The 24115-nt window shown below is 70.3% G+C and carries 20 protein-coding genes, 4 pseudogenes and 3 riboswitches; of the genes and pseudogenes, 11 read left to right on the top strand and 13 right to left on the bottom strand.

The window, feature by feature from the left end:
- Nucleotides 1-169: 169 nt before the first annotated feature.
- Nucleotides 170-883, top strand: coding sequence for an FG-GAP repeat domain-containing protein (locus ACIA8D_RS27670; RefSeq protein WP_399236412.1), 714 nt, complete (start codon nucleotides 170-172; stop codon nucleotides 881-883).
- 15 nt (nucleotides 884-898) lie between these two features.
- On the opposite strand, the gene ACIA8D_RS27665 is transcribed toward ACIA8D_RS27670, so the two are convergent.
- From ACIA8D_RS27665 to ACIA8D_RS27650, 4 genes are all read right to left on the bottom strand, one after another.
- Nucleotides 899-1402 carry a GNAT family N-acetyltransferase gene (locus ACIA8D_RS27665; RefSeq protein ID WP_399236410.1) on the bottom strand — a complete coding sequence of 168 codons (504 nt, stop codon included), beginning with the start codon at nucleotides 1400-1402 and terminating at the stop codon, nucleotides 899-901.
- Nucleotides 1403-1593: 191 nt separating this feature from the next.
- Nucleotides 1594-2847, bottom strand: coding sequence for an amidase (locus ACIA8D_RS27660; protein ID WP_399236559.1), 1254 nt, complete (start codon nucleotides 2845-2847; stop codon nucleotides 1594-1596).
- Between the two features lie 169 nt (nucleotides 2848-3016).
- Nucleotides 3017-4471 carry an MFS transporter gene (locus ACIA8D_RS27655; protein WP_399236408.1) on the bottom strand — a complete coding sequence of 485 codons (1455 nt, stop codon included), beginning with the start codon at nucleotides 4469-4471 and terminating at the stop codon, nucleotides 3017-3019.
- 100 nt (nucleotides 4472-4571) lie between these two features.
- Entirely contained in the window at nucleotides 4572-5762 is a 1191-nt protein-coding gene (locus ACIA8D_RS27650) for a CaiB/BaiF CoA transferase family protein (protein ID WP_399236406.1), read from the bottom strand.
- A 127-nt stretch (nucleotides 5763-5889) separates the two neighbouring features.
- On the opposite strand from ACIA8D_RS27650, the gene ACIA8D_RS27645 reads away from it, so the two are divergent.
- Nucleotides 5890-6513, top strand: coding sequence for a TetR/AcrR family transcriptional regulator (locus ACIA8D_RS27645; protein WP_399236405.1), 624 nt, complete (start codon nucleotides 5890-5892; stop codon nucleotides 6511-6513).
- Here ACIA8D_RS27645 and ACIA8D_RS27640 read toward each other — a convergent pair.
- From ACIA8D_RS27640 to ACIA8D_RS27630, 3 genes and pseudogenes are all read right to left on the bottom strand, one after another.
- Complete coding sequence (locus ACIA8D_RS27640; RefSeq protein WP_399236403.1) at nucleotides 6500-7291, bottom strand: CPBP family intramembrane glutamic endopeptidase; 792 nt, start codon at nucleotides 7289-7291, stop codon at nucleotides 6500-6502. The two genes, ACIA8D_RS27645 and ACIA8D_RS27640, sit on opposite strands and share 14 nt — an antisense overlap.
- Before the next feature lie 261 nt (nucleotides 7292-7552).
- Nucleotides 7553-7834, bottom strand: a pseudogene (locus tag ACIA8D_RS27635) (hypothetical protein); the annotation flags it as partial.
- 58 nt (nucleotides 7835-7892) lie between these two features.
- Nucleotides 7893-8792 (bottom strand): annotated as a pseudogene (locus ACIA8D_RS27630) (IS256 family transposase); the annotation flags it as partial.
- A 407-nt stretch (nucleotides 8793-9199) separates the two neighbouring features.
- On the opposite strand from ACIA8D_RS27630, the gene ACIA8D_RS27625 reads away from it, so the two are divergent.
- Complete coding sequence (locus tag ACIA8D_RS27625; RefSeq protein ID WP_399236401.1) at nucleotides 9200-10660, top strand: collagen-binding domain-containing protein; 1461 nt, start codon at nucleotides 9200-9202, stop codon at nucleotides 10658-10660.
- 359 nt (nucleotides 10661-11019) lie between these two features.
- Here the strand turns inward: ACIA8D_RS27625 and ACIA8D_RS27620 are convergent, their stop codons facing one another.
- Nucleotides 11020-11184: a hypothetical protein gene (locus tag ACIA8D_RS27620; RefSeq protein WP_399236399.1), complete on the bottom strand. Its 165-nt coding sequence runs from the start codon at nucleotides 11182-11184 to the stop codon at nucleotides 11020-11022.
- Between the two features lie 434 nt (nucleotides 11185-11618).
- Nucleotides 11619-11753: riboswitch (cobalamin riboswitch) on the top strand.
- Nucleotides 11754-11858: 105 nt separating this feature from the next.
- Here ACIA8D_RS27620 and ACIA8D_RS27615 point away from each other — a divergent pair.
- The 4 genes from ACIA8D_RS27615 to ACIA8D_RS27600 all read left to right on the top strand — a co-directional run bounded on the left by ACIA8D_RS27615 (nucleotide 11859) and on the right by ACIA8D_RS27600 (nucleotide 15280).
- The gene (locus ACIA8D_RS27615) at nucleotides 11859-12947 is read left to right on the top strand and encodes a FecCD family ABC transporter permease (RefSeq protein WP_399236397.1); all 1089 of its coding nucleotides are present in this window, start codon (nucleotides 11859-11861) and stop codon (nucleotides 12945-12947) included.
- 72 nt (nucleotides 12948-13019) lie between these two features.
- On the top strand, nucleotides 13020-13781 hold the full coding sequence (locus ACIA8D_RS27610) for an ABC transporter ATP-binding protein (RefSeq protein ID WP_399236396.1): 762 nt from the start codon (nucleotides 13020-13022) through the stop codon (nucleotides 13779-13781).
- Between the two features lie 31 nt (nucleotides 13782-13812).
- Nucleotides 13813-14826, top strand: a complete 1014-nt coding sequence (locus ACIA8D_RS27605) for an ABC transporter substrate-binding protein (RefSeq protein WP_399236394.1) — start codon at nucleotides 13813-13815, stop codon at nucleotides 14824-14826.
- Nucleotides 14827-14947: 121 nt separating this feature from the next.
- Nucleotides 14948-15280, top strand: a complete 333-nt coding sequence (locus ACIA8D_RS27600) for a hypothetical protein (protein WP_399236392.1) — start codon at nucleotides 14948-14950, stop codon at nucleotides 15278-15280.
- A 162-nt stretch (nucleotides 15281-15442) separates the two neighbouring features.
- Here ACIA8D_RS27600 and ACIA8D_RS27595 read toward each other — a convergent pair.
- Together ACIA8D_RS27595 and ACIA8D_RS27590 are read right to left on the bottom strand one after the other, a co-directional pair.
- Nucleotides 15443-15979: pseudogene (locus tag ACIA8D_RS27595) on the bottom strand (HAD-IC family P-type ATPase); the annotation flags it as partial.
- A 132-nt stretch (nucleotides 15980-16111) separates the two neighbouring features.
- Nucleotides 16112-16498 carry a hypothetical protein gene (locus ACIA8D_RS27590; protein WP_399236564.1) on the bottom strand — a complete coding sequence of 129 codons (387 nt, stop codon included), beginning with the start codon at nucleotides 16496-16498 and terminating at the stop codon, nucleotides 16112-16114.
- Here ACIA8D_RS27590 and ACIA8D_RS27585 point away from each other — a divergent pair.
- Nucleotides 16409-16618: pseudogene (locus ACIA8D_RS27585) on the top strand (ABC transporter substrate-binding protein); the annotation flags it as partial. The gene ACIA8D_RS27590 and the pseudogene ACIA8D_RS27585 overlap by 90 nt on opposite strands.
- Nucleotides 16619-16634: 16 nt before the next feature.
- On the opposite strand, the gene ACIA8D_RS27580 reads toward ACIA8D_RS27585, so the two are convergent.
- The gene (locus ACIA8D_RS27580; protein WP_399236391.1) at nucleotides 16635-17168 is read right to left on the bottom strand and encodes an ABC transporter substrate-binding protein; all 534 of its coding nucleotides are present in this window, start codon (nucleotides 17166-17168) and stop codon (nucleotides 16635-16637) included.
- A 51-nt stretch (nucleotides 17169-17219) separates the two neighbouring features.
- A riboswitch (cobalamin riboswitch) is annotated at nucleotides 17220-17348 on the bottom strand.
- An 80-nt stretch (nucleotides 17349-17428) separates the two neighbouring features.
- The gene (locus tag ACIA8D_RS27575) at nucleotides 17429-18853 is read right to left on the bottom strand and encodes a short-chain fatty acyl-CoA regulator family protein (RefSeq protein WP_399236390.1); all 1425 of its coding nucleotides are present in this window, start codon (nucleotides 18851-18853) and stop codon (nucleotides 17429-17431) included.
- 397 nt (nucleotides 18854-19250) lie between these two features.
- On the opposite strand from ACIA8D_RS27575, the gene aceA reads away from it, so the two are divergent.
- Nucleotides 19251-20534 (top strand): isocitrate lyase, encoded by a 1284-nt coding sequence (gene aceA, locus ACIA8D_RS27570; RefSeq protein ID WP_399236388.1) that lies wholly within the window; start codon nucleotides 19251-19253, stop codon nucleotides 20532-20534.
- A gap of 54 nt (nucleotides 20535-20588) precedes the next feature.
- On the opposite strand, the gene ACIA8D_RS27565 is transcribed toward aceA, so the two are convergent.
- The gene (locus ACIA8D_RS27565) at nucleotides 20589-21002 is read right to left on the bottom strand and encodes an NUDIX domain-containing protein (protein WP_399236386.1); all 414 of its coding nucleotides are present in this window, start codon (nucleotides 21000-21002) and stop codon (nucleotides 20589-20591) included.
- Nucleotides 21003-21070: 68 nt separating this feature from the next.
- On the opposite strand from ACIA8D_RS27565, the gene aceB reads away from it, so the two are divergent.
- The gene (gene aceB, locus ACIA8D_RS27560) at nucleotides 21071-22669 is read left to right on the top strand and encodes a malate synthase A (protein WP_399236385.1); all 1599 of its coding nucleotides are present in this window, start codon (nucleotides 21071-21073) and stop codon (nucleotides 22667-22669) included.
- Nucleotides 22666-23556, top strand: coding sequence for a 3-hydroxybutyryl-CoA dehydrogenase (locus tag ACIA8D_RS27555; protein ID WP_399236383.1), 891 nt, complete (start codon nucleotides 22666-22668; stop codon nucleotides 23554-23556). Before aceB ends, ACIA8D_RS27555 begins: the two co-directional genes overlap by 4 nt.
- A gap of 173 nt (nucleotides 23557-23729) precedes the next feature.
- Nucleotides 23730-23955, top strand: a riboswitch (cobalamin riboswitch).
- The last annotated feature ends 160 nt before the right edge of the window (nucleotides 23956-24115 follow it).

Genomic DNA, 24115 nt, shown 5'->3' with positions numbered 1-24115 from the left:
GCGCCTCATGCTCCGGAGCGGGCACGTTCACGCTTCCGGCCGCACCCTGCCACCCGTTCGGTGGCGCTCTCGCCGACCGCAGGCCGGCGCATGAGCACCCCTGCGGGTGGGCAGGCGTCGTCCACCTGACAGCATGATCAGCGCAGCGGCATGGGAATCGGGAGCGAACATGCAACGGACACGTATCGGGGGCGTACGTGCGAGCCTCTTGACGGTGATGGCGTCGTCGATGCTGCTCTGCGGCTGCGGTGGTACCGGCGGTGCGGAGGGGTCCGACGCGTACGCGGCCGCCGTGAAGAAGCCGTGCGCGGGCGAGCGGGGAACCGTGCTGCACGCGGACGTGGACGGCGACGGCCGCGCTGACGTCGTGACCGACCCCGGCCGCGACAGCAGCCGTACCCGCGTCGCGTTCGGCGGCGGGAAGACCGTTAGGCCAGGTGCCCTGGTCGCCCCGAACGGCTCCGGGCTCGCCGCCGCCTCGACCTTCGCCGACTTCGACGGCGACGGGCACCTGGACATGGCTGTCGCCGCCGGACGGAGGGACACGACCGACGATCCCGCGGCGAGTGCCGGGCGGGTCCAGGAAATCCGTTTCGGGCCGCTCGGCGCGGACCTCAAGGGGGCCTCCCGTACCCGCATCGCTTTCGACGACGACCTGTTCGTCTGGGGGTTGAGGGCCTCCGACGCGGATCACGACGGACGCGCAGACCTGGCCGTCTTCCGCACCGCCGGAGACGGCCAAGTAGCCCGCTACGACGTGACATTCGACCGCCGCCGCGCACGCACCGGCCAACAGGACGGTGACAACGCCTACGACGTGCCGCACTGGCCCCAGCGCTACAAGCCGGGCTGGAGCGACTTCGGAACGTGTACCGGCGACTGATTGCGGCCACGGTGCTCACAGGTGCATGAACATGACGTACGTGTCCACGTAACCGTGCTCGGGATGATGGAAGGCTCCGGGGACCCGTGTGAGCGTTCGCATACCGATGTCGTGCCACAGGGCGAGGGCGCGCTCGTTGGTGGCGACGACGGCGTTGAACTGCATCGACCGGTAGCCGAGGGCGCGGGCCTGGTCCACGACGTGGTCGGCGATACGGCGGCCGATGCCGCCGTTCCAGGAACCGGGGTCCACCATGAACTGTCCGTGTGACACATGGGATCCGAGACCGGGCTGGTTCGGTTCCAGGATGGCGCTGGCCACCACGCCGTCGCCGGGAGTCTCGGCGACGTAGACGCGGGCCGGCGGGGGCAGCATCCACAGCGCACGGGCCTCGGTCTCGCTGGTGCCGGGGGCCCACATGTAGCTCTCGCCGGAGGCGACGATGCGGCGCCAGAAGAGCCAGATGAGGGGCCAGTCGCTGTTGCACGCCTCCCGGACGGAGACCTCTGTCTCGGACATCACCACTCCCGGGGCAGGAAGGCCGACGGTGGGTACAGGTGAGCGGAGAGCCCGTCGCCCATAACATGTCCACCGTCTGCCCGGAGTCTTTCCATGGCGGGGCACGGTCATGCGCCGAGCCCTGCCATGGCCACGTCACCGCCGCTTCGGAAGGCCTCTGCGGCGCCGCCATCGGCTCCGTCCCCGGTCGCTCATCCCCCGATGACCACCGGCGGCGGCCGCAGCGGTCCTTCCGCTTCCTCGACGAGCCGGGCCGCCGCCAGCAGCCGGTCCTCCCGGTGGTGCGGGGCGACGAGTTGGACGGAGCAGGGCAGGCCGTCGGGTGCGAGACCCGCGGGAACGCTCATGGCCGGGTGCCCGGTGTCGTTGAAGACCGAGGTGAAGGCGATCGGCAGCGTGCCTTCCCGTACGGCTTTCAGGGTGTCGGGGCCTTCGGCCGGCCAGGCGGTGGTCGGCACGGTCGGCAGGAGCAGCAGGTCGTAGCGGGTGAAGAGGTCCGCCGTCCACTGGTCGAGCCGGGAGCGGTGCGCCCAGTGCGCGGCGGCCTCCTCGGGCGTGAGCTTGCTGCCGTCGTCGAGGAGTCGCGCGAACCACGGTTCGAAGTCGTCGCGCCGGGCGGCGAGTTCGTCGACGAGGCCGAGGTAGCGGTTGTACGCGAGGAGCTTCTGCCGCAGCTGGAACGGGCGCGGGTAGCTCTCGGCGTCCGGGAGGGCGGCGTCTTCCTCGCGCACCGCGTGGCCTTCGCCGCGCAACAGCGCCGCCACCCTTTCCAATGCGTCGAGCATCTCGGGGCGTGGCCTGGCCACGCCCAGTGTGGTGAGGACGCCGACGCGCAGAGCGGGCAGCGGTGTGTCGAGTGCGGTCAGGTACGAGCCGGTGGTCGCGGGCAGCGAGAACGGGTCGCAGGGGTGGTGGCCGGCCGTGACGTCCAGGTGCAGGGCGGTGTCGCGGACTGTGCGCGCCATGCCGGAGGGGCACGAGTTCTGCGGCCAGTTCGGCCTGCGGAGCGGTCCCTGCGGGATGCGTCCGCGGCTCGGCTTGAGTCCGGGAAGGCCGCAGAGCGCCGCGGGGATGCGAGTGGAGCCGCCGCCGTCGCTCGCCGTGCCGAGGGCCACGAGGCCGGCGGCGACGGCCGCCGCCGCGCCGCCGCTGGATCCGCCGGGCGAGCGCTCGGGGTTCCAGGGGTTGCGGGTGATGCCGAACGCGTCGTTGGCCGTGTGGATGGCGGCACCGACCGGCGGGGTGTTCGTCTTGCCGATGATCAAGGCTCCGGCGGCGCGCAGCCGGGCGACGTGCACGGAGTCTCGGGCGGCGGGCGGGGCGTCGCGGAAGCCGCTGGTGCCGCGACTGGTGGGGAATCCGGCGGCGTCCTCCAAGTCCTTGACGAGGACGGGCAGCCCGGCGAGCGGGCCGACCTCCTCGCCCCGGGCCAGCCGCTCGCCCAGGGCGTCGGCCTCGGCGCGAGCGCGTCCGGGATCGAGTGCGACGACGGAGTCAGCGCCGGGTCGACGGCCGCGATGCGCTCCAGGGTGTGGTCGGTCAGCTCGCGCGGGGACAGGGAGCCGTCTTTGACGAGCGCGACGAGTTCGGTGGCGCTCGCGTAGGTCAGGTCGGTCACGATAGGGCGTCTTCCTTGAGGTTCTGCTCTGAGGCGTTCGGGGTGCGGGTGGCCTCCGCTGCGGCCTCCAGGCTGACGCCGGTGGTGCGGGGGCCGAAGAGGACGGCGACGCAGCCGCCGACCAGGCCGAGGAGCGCCAGCATGGCGAAGACCGCGGCGTAGCCGATTCCGCTGTAGACCGCCGCGACCAGGGTCGGCGCGCCGAAGTTGACGATGCGCGACAGGGCGTTGGAGGTGCCCGACCCCAGAGCTCGTACCCGGGTGGGGAAGACCTCGGCGGAGTACACCTGGAGGAACGGAACCGATGTCTGGAACAACAGACTGGTCAGGGCACCGAGCACCAGGACGGCGACCGGTGAGTGGACCATGCCGAACAGCAGCAGGGTGACCGCGGTCAGGCAGCCGAGGACGAGTTGGGTGCGGCGCCGGTCCCAGCGGTCGATGAGCGGTACGGCGAGGACGGCCCCGAGGGGCGCGGCGCTGGCGACGCAGGCGGACAGCAGCAGCGTGTCGTCCAGGTCGAGGCCGGATTCCGAGAGGAAGGTCGGGGTCCAGGTGTTGAAGGCGGAGTAGGCGAACAGCCCGGCGACCCACATGGTGGCGACCACGGCGAACCGGCGGCGGTTCGGTGGTGCCAGCAGCTCCGCGAAGCGGACACGGGAGGCGGGAGAGGTGTCCTGGCGCTCGCCCCCGTCGGCAGGGGCCGCACGGGACTCGGCCTGCGCACCGGCCGTCGCGTCCGGGGACGGGGACGGGGACGGGACTCCGCAGCTCCGTTCGATGGAGCGCACGATCTCCTCCGCCCGCTCCCCCTCGCCCCGGCTCAGCAGCCAGCGCGGGCTCTCCGGAACCCAGCGGTGCACAAGACAGGCGAACACCACGCCGAACAGGCCGAGTCCGAGGACGAGCCGCCAGCCCCACGTCCAGTGCGGGACGACGAGGTAGCCGGTCCACGCGGCGATCGGGATGCCCAGCGCGCCGACGGCGACCTTCCACGTCTGCAACCGCCCGCGTGCCGCCGCGGGGACGAACTCGCTGAGCGTGACGATCGCGATGACGGCCATGGACTGGGCGCCCAGATGCGCGACGAAGCGGGCCGCCATCAGCTGCCAGGGAGCCTGCACGACCACGCACAGAGCGCTGCCCGCGCAGTACACGGCGACGCTGACGAGCATCGTGCGCCGACGGCCGAGCCGGTCGGCCAGATATCCGCCCAGCACGCCGCCGCCGAACGCCCCGAGCTGGCTGACGCCCGCGATCAGAGCCACCGTGGACAGCGGTATGCCCCACTGTTCGCGCAACGTGGGCGCGACGAACGCGAAGGCGTTGACCTCCACCCACTCGAACAGGATCATCCCGGCGAGCGCGAAGACGAGCCTGCGGTGGAACGAACTGAGCGGGAGCCGGTCGAGCCGGTCCCCCAGTGCGAAGGGATCGCGTGGTGCGGCCATGGGTGACGACCTCCCGGAAGCGGTGACAGGACGCTGCACGCGGCCGGATCTGCGGGACCGGCCGGTGACAGCGGGGAAGAGGAGCGCGCGGAGCCAGGGGTCAGATGACCCCGTCGGCCTCCAGGGCGGCGAGCTGGTCCTCGCTCAGGCCGAGGAGACCGGAGTAGACCTCGGTGTTGTGCTCGCCGAGTGCGGGCCCGGTGGAGCGGACGCTGCCAGGCGTCTTGGACAGCCGGGGCAGCGGTGCGGGCATGGGCAGGTCGCCGAACTCGGCGTCGTGGACATGCACCAGAGTGCCGCGCTCGCGGTAGTGCGGGTCGGCGGCGATGTCGGCGATGCTCATCAGCGGAGAGGACGGGATGTCCGACTCGTTGAGGAGCTTGCTGAGGTCGTCGGCGGTGTACGTGGCGGCCCACTCGCCGATGAGTGCGTACAGGGCTTCCGCGTGCCGGGCGCGGGCCGCGCGGGTCGCGTACTCCTCGCTGTCGGCCAGCTCGGGCCGTCCCATGAGCCGGCTGAGGCGGCGGAACAGCGCGTCGGTGCCCGCGTGGACCGAGACGCGGCGGCCGTCGGCGGTGGTGAAGTCGCTGGCGGGCACGATCTGCGGGTTGCGGTTGCCCGCCCGTTCGCGGACCCGGCCGGTCGTCGCGTAGGCGGCGAGCGCGTCCTCGGAGGCGCGGAACCCGGCCTCGTACAGGGCGAGATCGACGACCTGTCCGCCGCCGCCCGCGGTGTCGCGGTGGTAGAGGGCGGTGACCACGGCGAACGCGCCGAGGTAGGCGGCCATGTAGTCGATCGTCGAGTACCCGCTGCGCACCGGGTCGCGGTCGTCGTCCCCGGTCACGTAGGTGAGTCCCGCGAAGGCGCTGGCGATCCGGTCGAAGGAGCCGCGGTCGCTGTAGGGGCCGGTGAGGCCGTAGCCCGTGACGTAGACGAGGACGGTGTCGGGGGCGAGCTCGCTGAGCCGGTCCGGGTCGAGCCCCCAGGAACGCAGCGTCGGCGGGCGGTAGTTGGTGACGACCACGTCGAACTTCGGGACGAGGTCGCGCACGATCCGCTGCCCCTGTTCGGTGCGCAGGTCGAGGGTGACCGACTTCTTGTTGCGGGCCTCCTGGGCCCAGTAGGCGGAGCGGGCTCCGGGGGTCGTGCCGCGGGTGAAGTCGCCGCGGCCGGGCTCCTCCACCTTGACGACCTCGGCGCCGAAGTCGCCGAGGAAGGTGGCGGTGACCGGTGCGGCGAGGACGGTGGAGAGGTCGAGGACCCGGATACCCGCGAGTGGGAGTGCCGTCATGGGTACACACTCAATTCACGATCTGTTATTAACGAAACGTTACTAGCGGGACTCTAAGCTGGTCCCTCCGGCACGGCAAGGGTCGGAACCGAGAAGAAACACGGCCGAGAACGAGGAGCAGCGAGGCATGAGCGAACCGGGCAAGGCGCGCAGGATCAGGCGCAGCCGCCAGGAGACGGAGGCCGATCTGCTGGCCGCCGCGCGTCGGCTGCTCGACCGCGACGGCGTCCTCGCCGGGATCAGCCTCCGCGAGGTGGCAGCGGAGGCGGGCGTCAACCACGGCCAGATCTACCAGTACTTCGGCACCCGGCAGGCCCTGCTGCGGGCCGCCGCCTCGGACTTGGTCGAGCGCCGGGTCGCGGAGGGCGACGGCCACTGGGAGCGGCCGTTCCCCGAACGCCGCCAAGCGATGTTCCACTACCGCGTCGAGGAACCCGAAGTGGTCCGCCTCGAAACCCTGCTGGCCCTGGACGGCGACACCGACTTCAGCCCGCTCCCGCGTTTCGAACAGACCCGCAAGAGCCTGGAGCGGGACCTGAACACCGGCGCGCTGCCGCCGGACGCGGACGCCGTCGCCGCCCACGTGATGACGGCCGCGGCACAGATGGGCTACGCGATCTTCCGCGAGGCGTACGCCCGGGACACCGGGATCCCCCTGACGGAACTCGACGAACGAGCAGGTGAGGCGTACGCCCGGATGGTCGCGGGACTCGCCGGCCCCGCGACCGGGGAGACGCTCACCGAAGCGTGAGGGCCGTCGCGGGTTCGATCGTGCGGCGCCTCACGATCAGCAGAACGATCAACGCGACCTGGAGCAGGATCGGGAGCATCACGCCGGGATACGACTTCGGGTCCTCGCCGACGGAGTTCGAGATGAGGCCGAAGTCCCACAGTGCGTGGACGGCGACGGGAAGCAGGAGGGTGCCGCCGGCCCGCAGGCAGAGATAGAAGAAGTAGCCCGACGTCGAGACGATCACCGCCTGGAGGACTGCCTGCGAACCCTCACCGAACGCGTTGCTGAGGTGAACCAGGCCGAACACCAGTGACGAGTAGAGAGCGGTCCTGCCCTCACTCAGACCGGACCGCTTGAAGACCTGTACACCGATACCGCGGAACATGAGTTCCTCGGCGGCGCCGACGCACGCCGCCATGGCGAGCAGGGCCAGGACGAGCGACGCCTTCTGGGCGACGAGGTTCGGGTAGTTCATGCCCAGGATCGCCGCGGCCGTCATGGACAGCGGCACGCACCACACCCACGCCCGGACGGGCACCCGATAGCGGACGATCTGGCCCCACCAGCCCAGCCAGGTCACGACGGCCGCGGCGAACAGGACCGACAGGCCGATGGGGATCAGCCCGCTGAGCACCACCGACTCCGCCGTCGGGAACCGACTGTCCGACGCACCGGTGTCCACGCCCACGATTGCTCCGGCCCCCTTGAGGACCGCGAGGTAGGCCACCACCACGACCAGGAACCACGGCCACGCGAGGCGCCTTCCACGGTGTGCGACCGAATCGGCTCCGGGCATTGCTTCCCTCCGTTCGAACGCGTCGTCAGGGCACGGGAAGAGCCCGGTCCGGACACCACTTCCATCAATCTCAGCGGAAATTTATCGCACATATGCGTCATTCCTCGCCGCCGGCCGCCACCCACACCACCGCGACGCGCCCCCTCCCCCGGCGCCGCGACAGGGGCGCCGCCTGCGGGGCAGTGCGACCTGGGCCGTCGCAGCCTCGTCCGACCACTACGAAATCCGCACCGCTAGAAGACGATTCGACGGATTTCGCTATTCATGGGCGCCCACGGGGTTGTTGGGCGGCTGGTAGAGGCGCTTGTGGGATTCGGGAAGCAGGTAGAGCCCGGAGAGGAAGAACGTCATGTGAGCGCCGTGCTCGCGGGCCAGGTCGAAAAAGCGGGGGAAGAGGCCGTTGCCGACCTCTCCCGCGCCGTCCCAGGAGAAGATGACGAACTGCGGTGGCGTCTGGCCGGGCTCGAGGGGCTCGGGAGCGGACGGCTGGTGTGACTGGGCTCCCGTGAAGGAAGTGGAGCCGTCACCGATCAGCCGCACCGGGGACTTCTCCTTGGTGCGGGCAGGAGCGTGATGGATGGTGTCCCGCGAAGTGGTGTAGTCAGTCGAGCTGGTTCGGCTCCGCTTGTGCGGTCATCTTCTGCTGTGGGGTGGGCTGGTCGGTGAAGAGCTGGGCCATGGACCCTTCGGAGAGGTAACGGCGGTCGAAGACCTGCCACTCGTCGTGGAGTTCGGCCAGGACCGCGGCGGCGAGCCGGTCCAGAGCGGCGGGATCGGGGAAGACCTGGACGACGTCGGCCCGTCGTTTGATCTCTCGGTTCAGCCGTTCCAGCGGGTTCGTGGACCAGATCTTCTTCCAGTGCGCCGGCGGGAAGTCGGCGAATGCGGTGATGTCGGGTGCAGCGTCCAGGAGCATCGTCTTGACCTGTGGGAACTGTCGTCCGAGCATGTCCGCCACGACATCCAGCTGGGTGCGGACCTGCTCGGCGGTGGTCTGCGCGAAGATCGTGCGGATGGTCGCGGCGACCATCTCCGCGGACCCCTTTTCGATCACCGAGAAGACGTCTCGACCGAAGTGGACCCGGCAGCGCTGCCAGGCCGAGCCGCGGAACACGGTGCGGATCGCGGCCACCAGACCGCTGTGCGAATCGGAGATCACGAGCTGGACGTGGTCCAGGCCACGGGCGCGCAGGCTGCGCAGGAACTTCGTCCAGACCGGCTTCGACTCGCTGTCGCCGACCATCAGGCCGAGAATCTCGCGGTGCCCGCTGGCGGAGATCCCGGTCGCGATGACCACCGCCTGCGAGGCGATCCGGTGATTCGCCCGCGCCTTGCAGTAGGTCGCGCCCAGGAAGACGTAGGGCAACACGGTGTGATCCAGCAGCCGTTCCTTGAACGCGAGGAGTTCCTGGTCGAGTTCGCCGCAGATCCGCGAGACCTCGGACTTGGAGATCCCGCTGCCCGCACCGAGGGCTTTGACCAGGTCGTCCACGGAGCGAGTGATAGCGGCAACCGGGGCGGGCTTGCCCCCGCCGGGCCCGCGCCGCGAGTTGGCCCAGTGTCACTGGTCGCGAGGACTCCGCGACACCACTGACCGGCGCGGGGCGGGCACGCAGCAAGAGCCAATCCCAGTCCCCCCCAGCGAACCGTGCCGCGCCGCAGCGCCGGCGCAAGGTCAGCGCGGCTACTGAGCGGATCGCCCGGAGGAAGCGATCCGCCGCGAAATGCAACTGCCACACAGATCAGACCGGTGGGGCTCACGCCGACTCAGCCTCACCGAGTCGCAGGCGACACACCGCCCCTCGGCGGACAGCCCTTGGGGGGCGTATTCGAACCGGGGTCCACGCATGGGCTAGCGCAGCGGCGTGGCCCCCACGCCCATACTGTCGCCATCCATATCGTCACACCATGAGCAACAAGACAAAAGGTGCATTGATGGCGGCTGGGTGCGCCGCCTGCACAGCCCTGTCCGTGGCAGCTGCTGCCGCGGACCAGCCAGCTGCCGCCGTCCGGGCGGCGGTCTCCATCGGCAACCCCGTCGCGGGCAACAACGGTTTCGGTGTGGTCACCGAGAACGACGCCTACCTGGGCAGCACCGAGTCGGAAGGGCCGGTCGCGGTCGGCGGGAATCTCAGTTTTGGGGCCGGCTACAACGTCTCGCTCAACACGGCCGGAACCTACACCGCGCCCGGCGACGCACGCCCCACCGCGCTCCTCGTGGGCGGCCGTATCGACTACGGCAACAGCAGCCCCACCGGAGTACTGAAGGTCCTGCAGAACGGCTACCTCAAGATCGGTGACCTGACGGGCAGCCAGGTCCGCAACCAGGACCAGAACGGCGCCTCGGTCAACACCCACGTGACGGCGCCATCCACGGCCTACGACGGAACCCCCCGCATCGAACTGAGCACACAAGAGCCTGCCACAGCGGTCGGGCCGTCCAGCCTCATGGACTTCCCAGGCCTGTTCGGCACCTACCGCGACCGGGCCACACAGATGGCGAGCTGCGCCAACAACGTCACCCTGCTCGACGGGAACGGCAACCCGCTGCCCGATCAGTCCACGATCCCGCCCAACTCACAGATCAAGGTCCAGCTGGATCCCGGCAGGACCAACGTCCTGCACCTGACCGGCGCCATGCTCAACAACATCTCCACGTTCACACTCCTCAACCAGCCCACCGCCGACGCACCGTTCGTCATCGTGGTCGACACCACCGCCGAGGCAGGGAACTTCACCTGGCACACCCCCACCATGGCCGGCGTCGGCTCCTCGCAGAACCACATCCTGTGGGACTTCCCCGACGCCACCCGCATCACCAACCCCGACGGGGACCAGATCGAAGGAACCATCTACGCCCCATCAGCCGAGCTGATCGACCTCGACCCCTCCAACATCGAGGGCGACGTCATCGTCAAATCCCTCGTCCAGGGCTCCACCGCAGCCACCGGCGGAACCCCCGTCAACGCCGGAGAGATCCACTACCACCCCTTCGACGGCAACGTGGACTGCGACGACGCATCACCCACACCTACGCCGACGGACACCCCGACCCCGACGCCCACGGACAGTCCCACCCCAACTCCCACGGACAGTCCCACCCCGACACCAACGCCGTCTCCCACCGACACCCCCACACCGAGCCCCACCACAGCTCCGCCTACGACTCCCACCCCTACACCGACGTCACCTCCGACCTCGCAGGCACCACTTCCCAGCCCCAGCCCCAGCGGGCCGGAACTGGCCCACACCGGAGCCGACCGCACCGCCACCCTCGTCATCGGCGGCATCGCGGCCGCCCTCATGGCCGGCGGCGCCGGAGCCCTGTACTGGTCACGCCGCCCGCGCCGGAACGGCCACCACAACTGAGGTTCTATCGGCCGGCTGCCCGCATCTGCCGGTGGGTCACAGCCTGGTACCGATCGTGAGGCGCATGGTCCCGTGCTGCCCGCGACCCCAAAGACGGTGGAGCGTCAGGACGATCGGATAGTGCGCGAGTTCGGCCAGCCCAACCGCGCCGGTGTCGGTCCCCTCATGGCGTACGGATGGATACAGGGGCCGACATCCATCCGGCTGCTCGACCCTCGGCCACCGCTGGAAAAAGTCGGGTCTGCCGCGACACGGAGGTTACTGCGGCAGACCCGACTGCAGATTACGTCCAAACCGCACCTAAAGGACGGCAAATACTCGGACGCCAGTGCCACCCAAGCGTCTGGGGAGCGGCTTTCTCAGACCGTGGCGCGGCCTGGGACGCACTCCATGATCAGGTCGGCGTTGCGGGCGAAGCGGATGACCTTCTCCCCCGGCTCGGACCGCTCCGCCGTCAGCAACGGGCAACGAACAACTTCTGCACAAACGAATGTGGCGAGCAGCGCCAACGTGCTGGTCGCCACGGATATCCGGTATCCGAGAACACAAGATCCGGACCATTTCCGGACCGGCCCCCGACCGGGGGCCGCACCAACTACCGTTTCGCCTGGTCAACATGGGTGCAGCTGCTGTGCCGCCAGCAGACGAAGAATCTCCTATCAGATGTGACACGCTCACCCGGCATCCACTGGGGCTACTCAGTTGGTACGGCCGGAGGATCCCTCTACAGTCGCACCAAAGCAACTCACTGGCCGAGGAAGCTCAGACGGACGCTGCGGTTGGCGTTGCTCGTGTTTGTATCCGCGAAACTCCGTTAGGACAACCGTGAGCGTAACTGTCGCGCTGCCCTGCCCCCTGACGTCCCCTTGTCCGCCGGACGACATCGTCGGCGCATTGGGCCTCCAGTAACTCGGCAGCAGTAGGGCAATGCAGGCAAAGCCCCACCCGGGCGTCACCCCTCACCTCCGCTTGCTACTGTGCGGAGGCCTCTCGTGGGGGAAGCCGGTGAGACTCCGGCGCTGTCCCGCAACGGTGTGCGCGGCCTGGTCAGGCCGTGCGAGTCCGGTCACCCGCGGCAGGCGTGTCGATGTGTCAACCGTTCGCCGTGGACTGCGAACAGGACCGCCAGAACCTCCGGGCTCCTCTGGTGCCCTGTGTGTCGCGCCGCCGGCGCCGACCCGGAGGATGTGCGCCCGCCTTGTCCCGCACCGCCGCTCCCGCCACCCCCTCCGCGTCCGCCGACGCCGCCCGCGGACGTATACCCACGGCCCCGCTGATCGTCGGGCTCATCTGCGTACTCGGCGTTTCGCTGGCGTGCGGAGTCGCGCTCGGGGCGACGGGCGTCAGCTGGGAGCGGGTACTGCGGCTCATGTGGGCGGGCATCAGCGGCGGGAGTCTCGGCACCGACGACGTGGGCGCCTACACCATCGTGTGGGAGATCCGCTTTCCTCGCGTCGTGCTCGCGGCCGTGGTCGGTGCGGGGCTCACCGCGGTCGGCGTCGCGGTGCAGGCGCTGGTGCGCAACGCCCTGGCCGATCCGTTCGTGCTCGGCATCTCCTCCGGCGCCGCCGTGGGCGCCAACGCGGTCATCCTCTTCGGCGCGCTCGCCGGATTCGGCGTGTGGGCTCTCTCCTTCTCTGCCTTCCTGTCGGCACTCGCCGCGACCCTCGTGGTCTACGCGGTGGCCCGCTCGCCGCTCGGGCTGAGCCCGCTGCGGCTCGTCCTGACCGGCACGGCACTCGCCTACGGCTTCCAGGCGGTCACCACCGTCATGGTCTTCGGTGCCGAGCGGGGCGAGGCGGCCCGCTCGGCGATGATGTGGCTGCTCGGCAGCCTGGGCGGGGCGACCTGGCCGAAGATTCCGCTGGCCGCCGCGACCGTGCTGGCGGGCTGGCTGTGGCTCAGGGTGCGGGCAGGGGCCCTCGACGCGCTCTCGATGGGGGACGAGACCGCGGCGGCGCTGGGTGTGCCGCCCGACCGGCTGCGGCGTGAACTGTTCGTCGTGACCGCCGCCGTCACCGGCACGGTCGTCGCCGTGAGCGGGGCGATCGGCTTCGTCGGGCTGATGGTTCCGCATCTCGTACGGATCCTCGTCGGCGCCTCCCACGCACGGGTGCTCGCGGTCGCGCCGCTCGCCGGGGCGGTCCTGCTCGTCTGGGCGGACGTGCTGTCCCGCGTGCTGCTCGCCCCGACCGAACTGCCCGTCGGCGCGGTGACGGCCGCCCTCGGCGTGCCCGCGTTCCTGATGCTCATGCGGCGCGGTGGTCACGCGCTCTCCGGCCGCTGAGTTCGCCGTCCTTTACCCGTACCGACTCCCCCACTGACCACCCGTACTGAAGCTTGCTCTGGAGGACACGACGTGCGACTCGATGTCGAGGACGTTTCGGTCGAGGTGGCGGGCGCACGGCTCGTCGACGAGGTCACCCTCGACGCGCCTGCCGGAACCTTCGTGGGGCTGGTCGGCCCCAACGGCAGCGGCAAGTCGACGCTGCTGCGGTGCGCCTACCGGGCGCGCCGCCCCGACGCGGGCGTCGTCAGGGTGGGGGGCGAGGACGTGCACGGCATGACGCCCCGGGCCGCCGCACGGATGCTCGCCGCGCTGCCGCAGGAGTCGTCCACGGAGTTCGACTTCACGGTCACCGAGGTCGTCGCGATGGCGCGACTGCCCCACCGCGACCGGTCCGCCGCACGCGACCGGGCGATCTGCGAGCACGCCCTGGAACGGGCCGGGGTGGCACACCTCGCCGCGCGCGGCTTCCTGTCGCTCTCCGGCGGCGAGAAGCAGCGCGTGCTCATCGCACGCGCGCTCGCGCAGGAGCCGCGCGTTCTCGTCCTGGACGAGCCCACCAACCACCTCGACATCGCCCACCAGTTGGACGTGCTGCGCCAGGTCCGCGCGAGCGGGCCGACCGTGCTGGCGGCCCTGCACGACCTCAACCTCGCCGCCGCCCACTGCGACCGCCTGCACGTCCTGCAGGCCGGCCGGGTCGTCGCCTCCGGCCACCCGGACGAGGTCCTGACACCCGCACTGCTCGCCGAGGTGTTCGGCGTGCGGGCACACCGCGTGCGCCACCCCGGAACCGGCACCCTGCAGTTCCTCTTCGATCCACTGGCTTCCTGACTCCCTGACGCCTCCTCTGAAAGGTTTCCCCGTGCGCACGTTGCTCTCCTCCGTCTCCCTCGGCCTCGCCACCGCCCTCACGCTCAGCCTCACCGGCTGCGGCGCGCAGATCGCGAAGGACGACAAGTCCGCGAGACCGAAGGCGGTGAGCGTCACCAACTGCGGCAAGAAGGTCACGTACGAAAAGCGCCCGGACCGCGTGGTGACCAACGACGTCGGCATCACCGAGCTCATGTTCGCGCTCGGCCTCGAGGACCGCATGGCGGGATATGTCATGCCCGCGGACAAGGGCACCACCGAAGGCCTCCCGTACAAGGACGCGTACGACGAGGTGAAGTGGCTCTCCAAGGACCGCGTCACCAAGGAGATCGCGCTCTCGGCACGCGCCGACCTCGTCTTCGCCGGCTGGAACTACGGATTCAACGAGAACACGCTGACACCGGACGAGCTGCACAAGGACGGCATCGACACGTACCTGCTCACCGAGTCCTGCCGCAACGCCCGCACCGACACCTCGCGCGGCATCATGCCGCCCCTCGACGCGCTCTACACGGACCTGGACAACCTCGGCCGGATCTTCGGCGTCGAGGACCGCGCGCAGAAGCTGATCAAGCAGTACAAGGCCACGGTCGCCGCGGTCCGCGCCAAGGCTCCCAAGAGGGCGGACCGGCCGTCGGTCTTCCTCTACGACAGCGGCCAGGACCAGCCCTTCACCTCGGGCCGCTACGCCGCGCCCGAGCAGATCATCAGCGAGGCAGGGGGCGTCAACATCGTTCACGACCTCAAGGACTCGTGGACGACGGTCGGTTGGGAAACGGTCGTGAAGCGCGATCCGGACGTCATCGTCATCAACGACTACGGGACGACGAGCGCCGAAGAGAAGAAGAAGTTCCTGCTGTCCTACCCGCCCCTGCGCAACGTCTCCGCGATCAAGCACAAGCGGATCTACACCCTGGACTACGCCGACCTCGTCGAGAGCCCGCGCAACCCCTCGGCGATCGAGCGGCTGGGCGCGTACCTGCGCCTGCACGGCGCCTCCTCCTGAGGGAACGACGCCCGGGGACAGCGCCCGTCCGGGCGATGCGGGCGATCGTGGACACCGTCAGGGTCGACGGAAGCGCGCTCGGCCGCCATCGAGGATCGACAGCGAAGTCCTCGCCCGTGCCGTGACCGAACTGACCGTCTGCGAGCAGTCGAGCAGCGCCTGCGCGGCGGGCATGCTCGCCGACAAGGACGCGGACTCCCTGCGCGAGGCGATCACCCAGAATCTGGACTGTGCGGACGTGGCCGGCACCACGTCGCGGCTGTTGCTGCGCGGGGACGACGCCCAGCGTCCGTTGATCACGGCGCAGCTCGATGCCTGCCTCATCGCCTGCCGCGACGCCCGTGACCAGTGCGGACGGCATGCGGCACACCGGGAGCACTGCCGCATCTGCTCGACGGCGGCCGAGCGGGCGGCGACGGCGTGCGAGGGACTGCTGTCGGCACTGCGCCGCTGACCGAACCTCCTGCGTCCGCCGCCGACCATCGAGGGCTTGGTCACGCAGGTCAACCCCCGGCCAGGGCCGGCAGGCACGCGATCAGGGGTGTGGCCGCGGCGAGTGCGGACTGCTTGAGCCGCCAGGCACGTCCGGACCGGCCGGCGTCGGGCGGGGAGACCGTCACCAGGCGCTCCTCTCGCCGCGCCGGGGCCCCCGCGAACGGACCGGAGCGGGCTGCCAGGCTCTCAGCCGCAGGCTGTTGGCGACGACAAGCACCGAGCTGACCGACATCGCCGCCGCGGCGAGCATCGGGTTGAGCAGACTGACCATGGCCAGCGGGACAGTGGCGGCGTTGTAGCCGAACGCCCGGACCAGGTTGGCGCGGATGGTGGCGAGCGTCGTGCGGGACAGGCGGACGGCGTCGGCCAGTGCCTCGATGTCGCCGCGCACCAGGGTCACGTCCGCGGCGCCGATCGCCGCGCCCGCGCCCGCCCCCATCGCGATCCCCAGGTCCGCCGAGGCGAGCGCCGCCGCGTCGTTCACACCGTCACCGACGACCGCCACCCGGCGCCCCTCGGCCTTGAGCACGGCGACGAGCGCGGCCCTGTCCTCGGGCAAGCAGGCCGCGTGGACCGTGTCGATGGCCAGTTGGGACGCGACGGCACGGGCCGGGGCATCCCGGTCGCCGGCGGCCAGGACCGGGCGCACCCCCAGCTGCGCCTCGGCGCCCGCCCTCAGCCAGAAGCCCAGCGTCGTCGCCGCGACGGAGTGAGGACGTCCTGGTGATGACACCCCCTCTTCCGGCACCTACACCATCTGCCATGATTCCGTTATTGCACATGACGTGCATTAAGGGGTGAGGGTCGTAGTGGACCGGACGGTCGCTGCTTCACGGAGCCGCCGCGCGGTGCTGTCGCTGGCGGGAGGCGTGGCCGTCGGGACGGCGCTGCTCTCCGGCTGCGGTGCGTCCGCGGACCAGTCGTCGTCGAAGCCGAGGCGCGGCGCGGCGGGACCATACGGGCGGTGTTCCCGGGGTTCGGCGCCAAGGAGACGCTCGATCCGCACGTGGGACGGCAGTTCATCGACCAGGCGCGCTGCAAGGCGGTCTTCGACAAACTGGTCGAGCTGGGCGACACACTGCGTCCGGTGCCACGGCTCGCGAAGAGCTGGGAGGCGAACGCCGATCTCACCGTCTGGCGCTTCCAGTTGCGCCCGGCCCGCTTCCACGACGGTCACGCCTTCGAGGCGGAGGACGTGCTGTTCTCGCTCTCCCGCATCCTCGATCCGAAGAGTTCCGAGCGGCTGGCGAAGAACTCGCTGTCCATCATCGACCTGAAGCGTTCCCGTGCCATCGGGGCCCATACCGTCGAACTCAAGCTGACCCGGCCCGAGGCGGAGTTGCCGGCGCTGCTTGCGTGCCGTCGGCCTTGCTGGCGTCGAAGTCGATCGCGGAGAGCAGCACCTGCGAGGGCGAGCCGGTCTTCGGGTCGGCGGCGCGCCGGTAGCTGTAGAGGACGTCCTTGGCGGTGACCGGCTTCACGTCGTGGAAGCGCGCCTCGCGCAGGCGTATGTGCCAGCGGGTGCCGGAGGCGTTGGACTCCCAGGACTCGGCGAGCCGCTTGCGGACCGACATGTCGTCCGCGTACGTGCCGAGCGTGTCGTAGAGGGCCTTGGCGCGGGCCTGGTCGACGAAGTTCGGTGCGACGTGCGGGTCGAGGGTCTCCTGGGAGCCGCCGGAGGTGAACGCGGCACGGAACCGGTCGCCGCCGCACCCGTCCTCGGTGTCACCACCGCACCCGGTGAGCAGCCCGGCTCCGCCGAGAGCCAGGGCACCTGCGGCGGCCAGTACCCCGCGCCTGCCGGGCTCGGGGCCTCTTCCCGCTTCTGTACAGGCATGCGTCGTCACATCGATCCTCTCCGGGGTGTCCTCGCCCCTGCTGCTGGACCGGCGACGGGTCAGTCTCCTGGCTCCCGGATCATCGCTCGCCTCCGCCTTCCCGTCCGCTCGCGCGGGCAGTGGCATGCGGGAGGACCGCTTCCCGGTCACAGTGGCGGGACCGCGCCGGATTCACACCGGCTTCCTGGTCCCCGTCGCCTCGTGCGCCCATTGTGACGTATGCGGCGGCGAGCCCGTCGGTCCGGTGGGGCCCGTGCATCCTTCGGCGGTCATTGAGGGTGCGGGGCCTGCGAGTCGTCGTGTGCCACGGGATAGGGCACGAAGGTGCTGGAGTGCTGGTCGATCCGCAGCGGCCGCCCCAGCGGCGGCGCGGCCCGCTGCGGGCATTCGAGGCGTTCGCAGACGCGGCAGCCCATCCCGATCGGGGTCGCGGCGGCGCTGCGGCCGAGGTCGAGACCGTCGGAGTAGACCAGCCGGTGCGCGTGACGCAGTTCGCAGCCGAGGCCGATCGCGAAGGTCTTGCCGGGTTCGCCCCAGCCGCCCCGGTGCCGGGTGACGGCGCGGGCGGTCCACAAGTACCGTTTTCCGTCCGGCATTTCGGCCAGTTGGACGTGGATGCGGCCGGGCGCGGCGAACGCCTCGTAGACGTTCCACAGCGGGCAGGTGCCGCCCGCGCGCGAGAAATGGAAGCCCGTGGCCGACTGCCGTTTGGACACGTTGCCCGCCCGGTCGACGCGCATGAAGGAGAAGGGGACACCGCGCAGCCGAGGTCGCTGGAGGGTGCTGAGGCGGTGGCAGACCGTCTCGTAGCCGAGCCCGTAGCGGTCGGTGAGGCGTTCGATGTCGTAGCGCACCGCCTCGGCCGCCGCGTGGAAGTCGCGGTACGGGAGGATGAGCGCGGCGGCGAAGTAGTTGGCGATGCCGATGCGGGCCAGCGAGTGGGCCGGTATGCCCGGGACGAAGTCCTCGGCCGCCTGCCGGTCCAGGTCGTCCGCGTGCTCCAGCAGGGCGAGTTGGGTGGCCATACGGAACGCGCGCTGGCCCGGGCGCAGTCGCGGCGACAGGTGCAGGGTGCGCGTCGTGTGGTCGTAACGGTGGAGGCTGTCGCCGGACTCGGTGCTGAGGCGTGTGCCGTGCCGGTCTTCCAGGCGGGCCGCGAGCGCACTGAGCACTTCTCCAGGACGGATACCGACGGAGGCGGCGACCTCTTCCGCGGCGGTGTCGATCTCGTGGAGGTAGTTCTGGCGGCGGTAGAAGTACTCGCGGATCTCCTCGTGCGGGGAGCGCGGGGCGTCGAGGCCCCGCGGGTCACGGCCGTCGTGTCCCCCGACCAGCTCGGCCAGGCGCTGGTTGCGGCGGCCGAGGTCGAGCAGGACCTGCGCGACCTCCGGCATCCGCGAGGCGAGCTCGGTGAGGTCGGTCGCGCCGACCCGTGCCGCGTCGATCTCGGCGGCCAGCGCCTCCCTGAGGTCCGCCACCAGGCGGCCGGTGTCGCGCTCGGAGAAGAAGCCCGGGTCGACACCGAACACCTCGGTCAGGCGCAGCAGCACCTGCACCGTGAGCGGCCGCGCGTCGTGCTCCATCTGGTTCAGGTAGCTGGGTGAGATCCCGAGCGTGCGGGCCAGTTCGGCCTGGCTGAAGCCCCGCTCGTCGCGCAGCCGCCGCAGCCGCGCACCCGCATACGTCTTTCCCATGGTGATGGCCCTCCCCTCCGGGACGGCTCAGCGTACGTGACCGCGACGCGAATGAACCCTTCGCAAGCTTGGCAAATCAGCACCGGAAGATTCGCAGAAGTTGGCATCCAGCCATGCTTGATGGCACTCAGTGCCAGTGCCAGAGTCTGAGTGCGGCCCACCGGACCACGGCGGGTGCGAACCGGAAACCGGGGCACGACCAATGCCCTGACGTCGGAGATCCCGGCACCGGTCGCATCCCATGCCGACAGGTCTGCGCAAGGATTGCTCCGCTCTGCAGCACAAGGGACCGGCGGGCCGCACCCCATCACACGACACACAGTGCCGCCGCACAAGCGGCGAGTGCCGTGGTGATGACTGACTTCGCAGACGAACGACCGAGGAGACGGTGACCGTCATGGCAACCGACACACGCACACAGGCAGCCGAGGAACTCACCCGCCGCTGGGCCACCGACCCGCGCTGGAAGGGCATCGACCGCACCTACAGCGCCCAGGACGTGATCCGCCTCTCCGGGAGCGTCCGCGAAGAGGCGACCCTGGCCCGGCGCGGCGCCGAGCGCCTGTGGCGCCAACTGCACGAGCAGGACTACATCCACTCCCTCGGCGCGCTCACCGGCGGTCAGGCCGTGCAGCAGGTGAAGGCCGGCCTGCAGGCCATCTACCTGTCCGGCTGGCAGGTCGCCGCCGACGCCAACCTCGCCGGCCACACCTACCCCGACCAGTCCCTGTACCCGGCCAACTCCGTTCCCCAGGTGGTCCGCCGGATCAACAACGCGCTGCTGCGCGCCGACCAGATCGCCACCAGCGAGGGCGACGACTCGATCGACTGGCTGGCCCCGATCGTCGCCGACGCGGAGGCCGGGTTCGGCGGCCCGCTCAACGCCTTCGAACTCACCAAGGCGATGATCGCGGCGGGCGCCGCCGGCATCCACTACGAGGACCAGCTCGCCTCCGAGAAGAAGTGCGGCCACCTCGGCGGCAAGGTGCTCGTGCCGACCTCCCAGCACATCCGCACCCTCAACGCGGCCCGACTGGCCGCCGACATCGCCGACGTGCCGACACTGATCGTCGCCCGCACGGACGCGCTCGCGGCGAACCTGCTGACCAGCGACGTCGACGAGCGCGACGCCGGGTTCGTCACCGGCGAGCGCACGGCCGAGGGCTTCTACCGCGTCCGCAACGGCATGGCCCCCGTCATCGCCCGCGGCCTCGCCTACGCCCCGTACTCCGACCTCATCTGGGTGGAGACCGGCACCCCGGACCTGGCGCAGGCCCGCGAGTTCGCCGAGGCCATCCACGCCGAGCACCCGGACCAGATGCTCGCGTACAACTGCTCGCCCTCCTTCAACTGGAAAGCCGCCCTGGACGACGACCAGATCGCCAAGTTCCAGCGGGAGCTGGCCGCGATGGGCTACCGCTTCCAGTTCATCACTCTCGCCGGCTTCCACTCCCTCAACCACGGCATGTTCGACCTCGCGCGCGGCTACGCCGAACACGGCATGACCGCCTATGTCGACCTGCAGGAGCGGGAGTTCGCCGCGCAGGAACACGGATTCACCGCCGTGAAGCACCAGCGCGAGGTCGGCACCGGCTACTTCGACCAGGTCTCGACGGCGATCAACCCCGCCTCCTCCACCACCGCTCTGACCGGGTCCACCGAGGCCGAGCAGTTCCACTAGGACGTGGCGGGCGGTGCGCCTCACCGGGTCTCCTCGGTCACCCGGTGAGCGCCCTCACCCGGCGAGCCGCTCCATCCTGCCCAGGTCGCGCAGCAGCGGCAGCAGATGGTGTTCGACGGCGGGGGCGAGCCTGAGTCCCGCTTCCCGCCCGTCGGTCCAGCGCAGGGCGGACAGTTCGGCCGCGGGGACCGGATCGCCGATGAGCGTCGTGGTGAAGACCGTCAACCGCATCGGTACGCCCTCCAAAGCCGCCCTCTCCTCCACCACCGTGAGCGGTTCGAGCCGACCCGGCTCGACGCCCAGTTCCTCGCGCAACTCCCGCACCAGCGTCTCTTCCGGTTCTTCGCCCGGCTCGGGCTTGCCGCCCGGAACGAAGTAGACGTCCGGCGCCGCCCGTTTGCTCACGACGAGCAGTTTTCCGTTCTCGACGACGGCCGCCGCGACGACCTTCATGACTGTGTGATCCATCCCCGCATTGTGCAACCCGCTCCTCCCAGTCCTCGTACCTTCGCCTCCTCCCTCCCTCAGGAGATCCGATGTCCCCGCAGCTCATCGCCAGGCCCGTTCAGGTGCTCGCCGCTCCGGGCGACCGCCACGACGAGATCCTCACTCCCGCCGCGCTCGACTTCATCGGTACGCTCGCCCGAACCTTCGCCTCGGACCGCGAACGCCTGCTCAAGGAGCGTCGGCGCCGGGCGCTGCGGCTCGCCGAGGGATACCCGCTCGACTTCTCGATGGTGACGCGGCGGATCCGTGAGGACGCGCACTGGCGGGTCGCGCCTCCGGCTCCCGGTCTCGCCGACCGGCGCGTGGAGATCACGGGACCGCCCGAGCGCCGGATGACCGTCAACGCGCTCAACTCCGGAGCGAGGGTCTGGCTCGCCGACTTCGCGGACGCCACGGCACCGACCTGGGACAACGTGATAGGCGGGCAGCTCAACCTGCTGGACGCGATCGAGCGGCGCATCGACTTCACCACCGAGGCGGGCAAGGTGTACCGGCTTGCCACCGATCGGCCCCTGGCGACGATCGTGGTCCGCCCCCGCGGCTGGCACCTCGACGAGGAGCACCTGGAGGTCGACGGCCGCCCGGTGCCGGCCGCGCTCGTCGACTTCGGCCTGTACTTCTTCCACTGCGCGCAGCGGCAGATCGACGCGGGACACGGCCCGTACTTCTACCTGCCCAAGCTGGAGAACCGCGAGGAGGCGCGGCTGTGGAACGACATTTTCGTCCTCGCCCAGGACCTCCTCGGCATCCCGCACGGCACGGTCCGGGCCACGGTCCTCATCGAGACGATCACAGCGGCGTTCGAGATGGAGGAGATGCTGTACGAACTGCGCGAGCACAGCGCCGGGCTGAACGCGGGACGCTGGGACTACCTCTTCAGCGTCATCAAGACCTTCGGCCACCGGAGCGACTTCTTGCTGCCGGACCGCGCCCGGGTCACCATGACCGCGCCTTTCATGCGGGCGTACACCGAACTCCTCGTCCGCACCTGCCACAAGCGCGGCGCCCACGCCATCGGCGGGATGGCGGCACAGGTGCCGAGCAAGGACCCCGAGGCCAACGAGGCCGCGTGGGCGAAGGTCCGCCTGGACAAGGAGCGCGAGGCCGAGGACGGCTTCGACGGATCCTGGGTCGCGCACCCGGCGCTGGTCCCGCTGTGCCGGGAGGTCTTCGACGGCGTGCTCGGTGACGAGCCGCACCAGCTGAGCCGGACCCGCGAGGACGTGGAGGTGACACCCTCGCAGCTGCTCGCGGTCCGCAAGGTGAGCGGTCCACCGACACCCCAGGGTGTGCGCACCAACGTCTCGGTCGCGGTCCGCTACTTCGCCGCCTGGCTGCGCGGACAGGGCGCGGTCGCACTGGACGGTCTCATGGAGGACGCCGCCACCGCCGAGATCGCCCGCGTCCAGGTCTGGCAGTGGCTGCGCCACCGGCAGGTCGACCGGGAGACGGTCCTCGCTCTCCTCGAAGAGGAACTCTCCGCTCTCGTGGCCGAGTTCCCCTTCGCTCCCCTCGACGAGATCCGTGCGCTCTTCGAGCGCACCGCGCTCGCCACCGAACTCCCCCTCTTCTTCACGCCCGACGCCTACACGCGCCACCTCGTGCGGACCACGGAGCGGCAGTCATGACCATCGACGTGAACCGTATGGGAGTCGTCGGAGGCGGCCAGATGGGCGCGGGCATCGCCGAGGTCTGCGCCCGGGCCGGCATCGACACGATCGTGTGCGAGGCCGACGCCACAGCCGTACAGCGCACCCGCGACCGCATCACGGCCTCGCTCGGCAAGGCGGTCGACCGGGGCAAGTGCACAGCCGCGCAGGCGCAGGGCGCACTCGGCCGGACGACGTTCACCGGGGAACTGGACGATCTTGCCGACCGGCAACTCGTCATCGAGGCGATCGTCGAGAACACCGACGACAAGACGGAACTGTTCGCCGCTCTCGACAAGATCGTCGAGGATCCGGCCGCCGTGCTCGCCACCAACACCTCCTCGATCCCCGTCATGCGCCTCGGCATGGCGACCGGGCGCGCCGACCGCGTCGTCGGACTGCACTTCTTCAATCCGGTGCCGGCCCTGCCCCTGGTCGAGGTCGTCACATCGCTGCACACCTCGGCCGGGACCGCCGCGCTGGTGGAGCACTTCGCCACGGGGACACTCGGCAAGACCGTGGTGCGCTCCCGTGACCGCGCCGGGTTCGTCGTCAACGCGCTGCTCGTCCCGTACCTCCTGTCGGCGATCCGTATGACGGAGTCCGGCTTCGCGACACCGGCCGACGTCGACCACGGCATGGAGCTCGGCTGCGCACATCCCATGGGACCGCTGCGGCTCGCCGACCTGATCGGGCTCGACACCGTCGCCGCGATCGCCGAATCGCTCTACGAGGAGTTCAAGGAGCCGCTGTACGCACCGCCGCCACTGCTCCAACGCATGGTGGAGGCAGGCCTGTTGGGGCGGAAGACCGGGCGGGGCTTCCATGTCTACGAGCAGGTGGCCACCGAGAACCACCGGGGCTGAGGGGCCCGGGTACCGCCGCCGGAATGAGGGACGGCGACGGTTGAGCCCGTGGGGCGTGGGTCGGCGCACGACGCCGGTCCACGCCCCACGGGCTTTCGGCCGTCCAGCTCTCAGGTGGCCCATCTCACCGTCCGGAATCCGGACCATCTGGCCACTCTCCGCCACCGGCCCGTAGGGTGAGCGCTGCAGCTGGTTCGCCCCGTCCGCCAGGCGGGATGCGTCGCAAGAGGGAACCCGGTGGGAATCCGGGACTGCCCCGCAGCGGTGAGTGGGAACGACCGCCGTCATACGCACTGGGTCCGACAGACAGGGCCTGGGAAGCGACGGCCAGTAGATGTCCTCCATGACAGGAGGACGCGCCCGCGAGTCCGAAGACCTGCCATCTGCCCGTGCGCGTACGACGCGCGCACGGACATTCCGGTGACCTCGAGGGCGGGTCGGCGTACATATCCGGCGAACGATCGCGCCTTTGCCGCGCGAGGTCGTACCGCCGTTTCTGTCGCTCCTTCGCGCGCTCGGGTCTTCGGGATCCCAGGGATACGTCTCTCGAAGGAGAACT

It is taken from the genome of Streptomyces sp. NPDC051684 (assembly GCF_044453445.1).
GTDB lineage: Bacteria > Actinomycetota > Actinomycetes > Streptomycetales > Streptomycetaceae > Streptomyces.
This window is presented reverse-complemented; position numbering and strand designations above follow the sequence as displayed.

Excerpts from the sequence above, each read along its gene's own strand:
- aceA (WP_399236388.1), top strand. The coding sequence starts at position 19,251 with ATGGCAACCGACACACGCACACAGGCAGCCGAGGAACTCACCCGCCGC.
- ACIA8D_RS27670 (WP_399236412.1), top strand. The coding sequence starts at position 170 with ATGCAACGGACACGTATCGGGGGCGTACGTGCGAGCCTCTTGACGGTG.
- ACIA8D_RS27625 (WP_399236401.1), top strand. The coding sequence starts at position 9,200 with ATGAGCAACAAGACAAAAGGTGCATTGATGGCGGCTGGGTGCGCCGCC.
- aceB (WP_399236385.1), top strand. The coding sequence starts at position 21,071 with ATGTCCCCGCAGCTCATCGCCAGGCCCGTTCAGGTGCTCGCCGCTCCG.
- ACIA8D_RS27565 (WP_399236386.1), bottom strand. The coding sequence starts at position 21,002 with ATGGATCACACAGTCATGAAGGTCGTCGCGGCGGCCGTCGTCGAGAAC.
- ACIA8D_RS27640 (WP_399236403.1), bottom strand. The coding sequence starts at position 7,291 with ATGCCCGGAGCCGATTCGGTCGCACACCGTGGAAGGCGCCTCGCGTGG.
- ACIA8D_RS27645 (WP_399236405.1), top strand. The coding sequence starts at position 5,890 with ATGAGCGAACCGGGCAAGGCGCGCAGGATCAGGCGCAGCCGCCAGGAG.
- ACIA8D_RS27555 (WP_399236383.1), top strand. The coding sequence starts at position 22,666 with ATGACCATCGACGTGAACCGTATGGGAGTCGTCGGAGGCGGCCAGATG.
- ACIA8D_RS27665 (WP_399236410.1), bottom strand. The coding sequence starts at position 1,402 with ATGTCCGAGACAGAGGTCTCCGTCCGGGAGGCGTGCAACAGCGACTGG.
- ACIA8D_RS27655 (WP_399236408.1), bottom strand. The coding sequence starts at position 4,471 with ATGGCCGCACCACGCGATCCCTTCGCACTGGGGGACCGGCTCGACCGG.
- ACIA8D_RS27575 (WP_399236390.1), bottom strand. The coding sequence starts at position 18,853 with ATGGGAAAGACGTATGCGGGTGCGCGGCTGCGGCGGCTGCGCGACGAG.
- ACIA8D_RS27650 (WP_399236406.1), bottom strand. The coding sequence starts at position 5,762 with ATGACGGCACTCCCACTCGCGGGTATCCGGGTCCTCGACCTCTCCACC.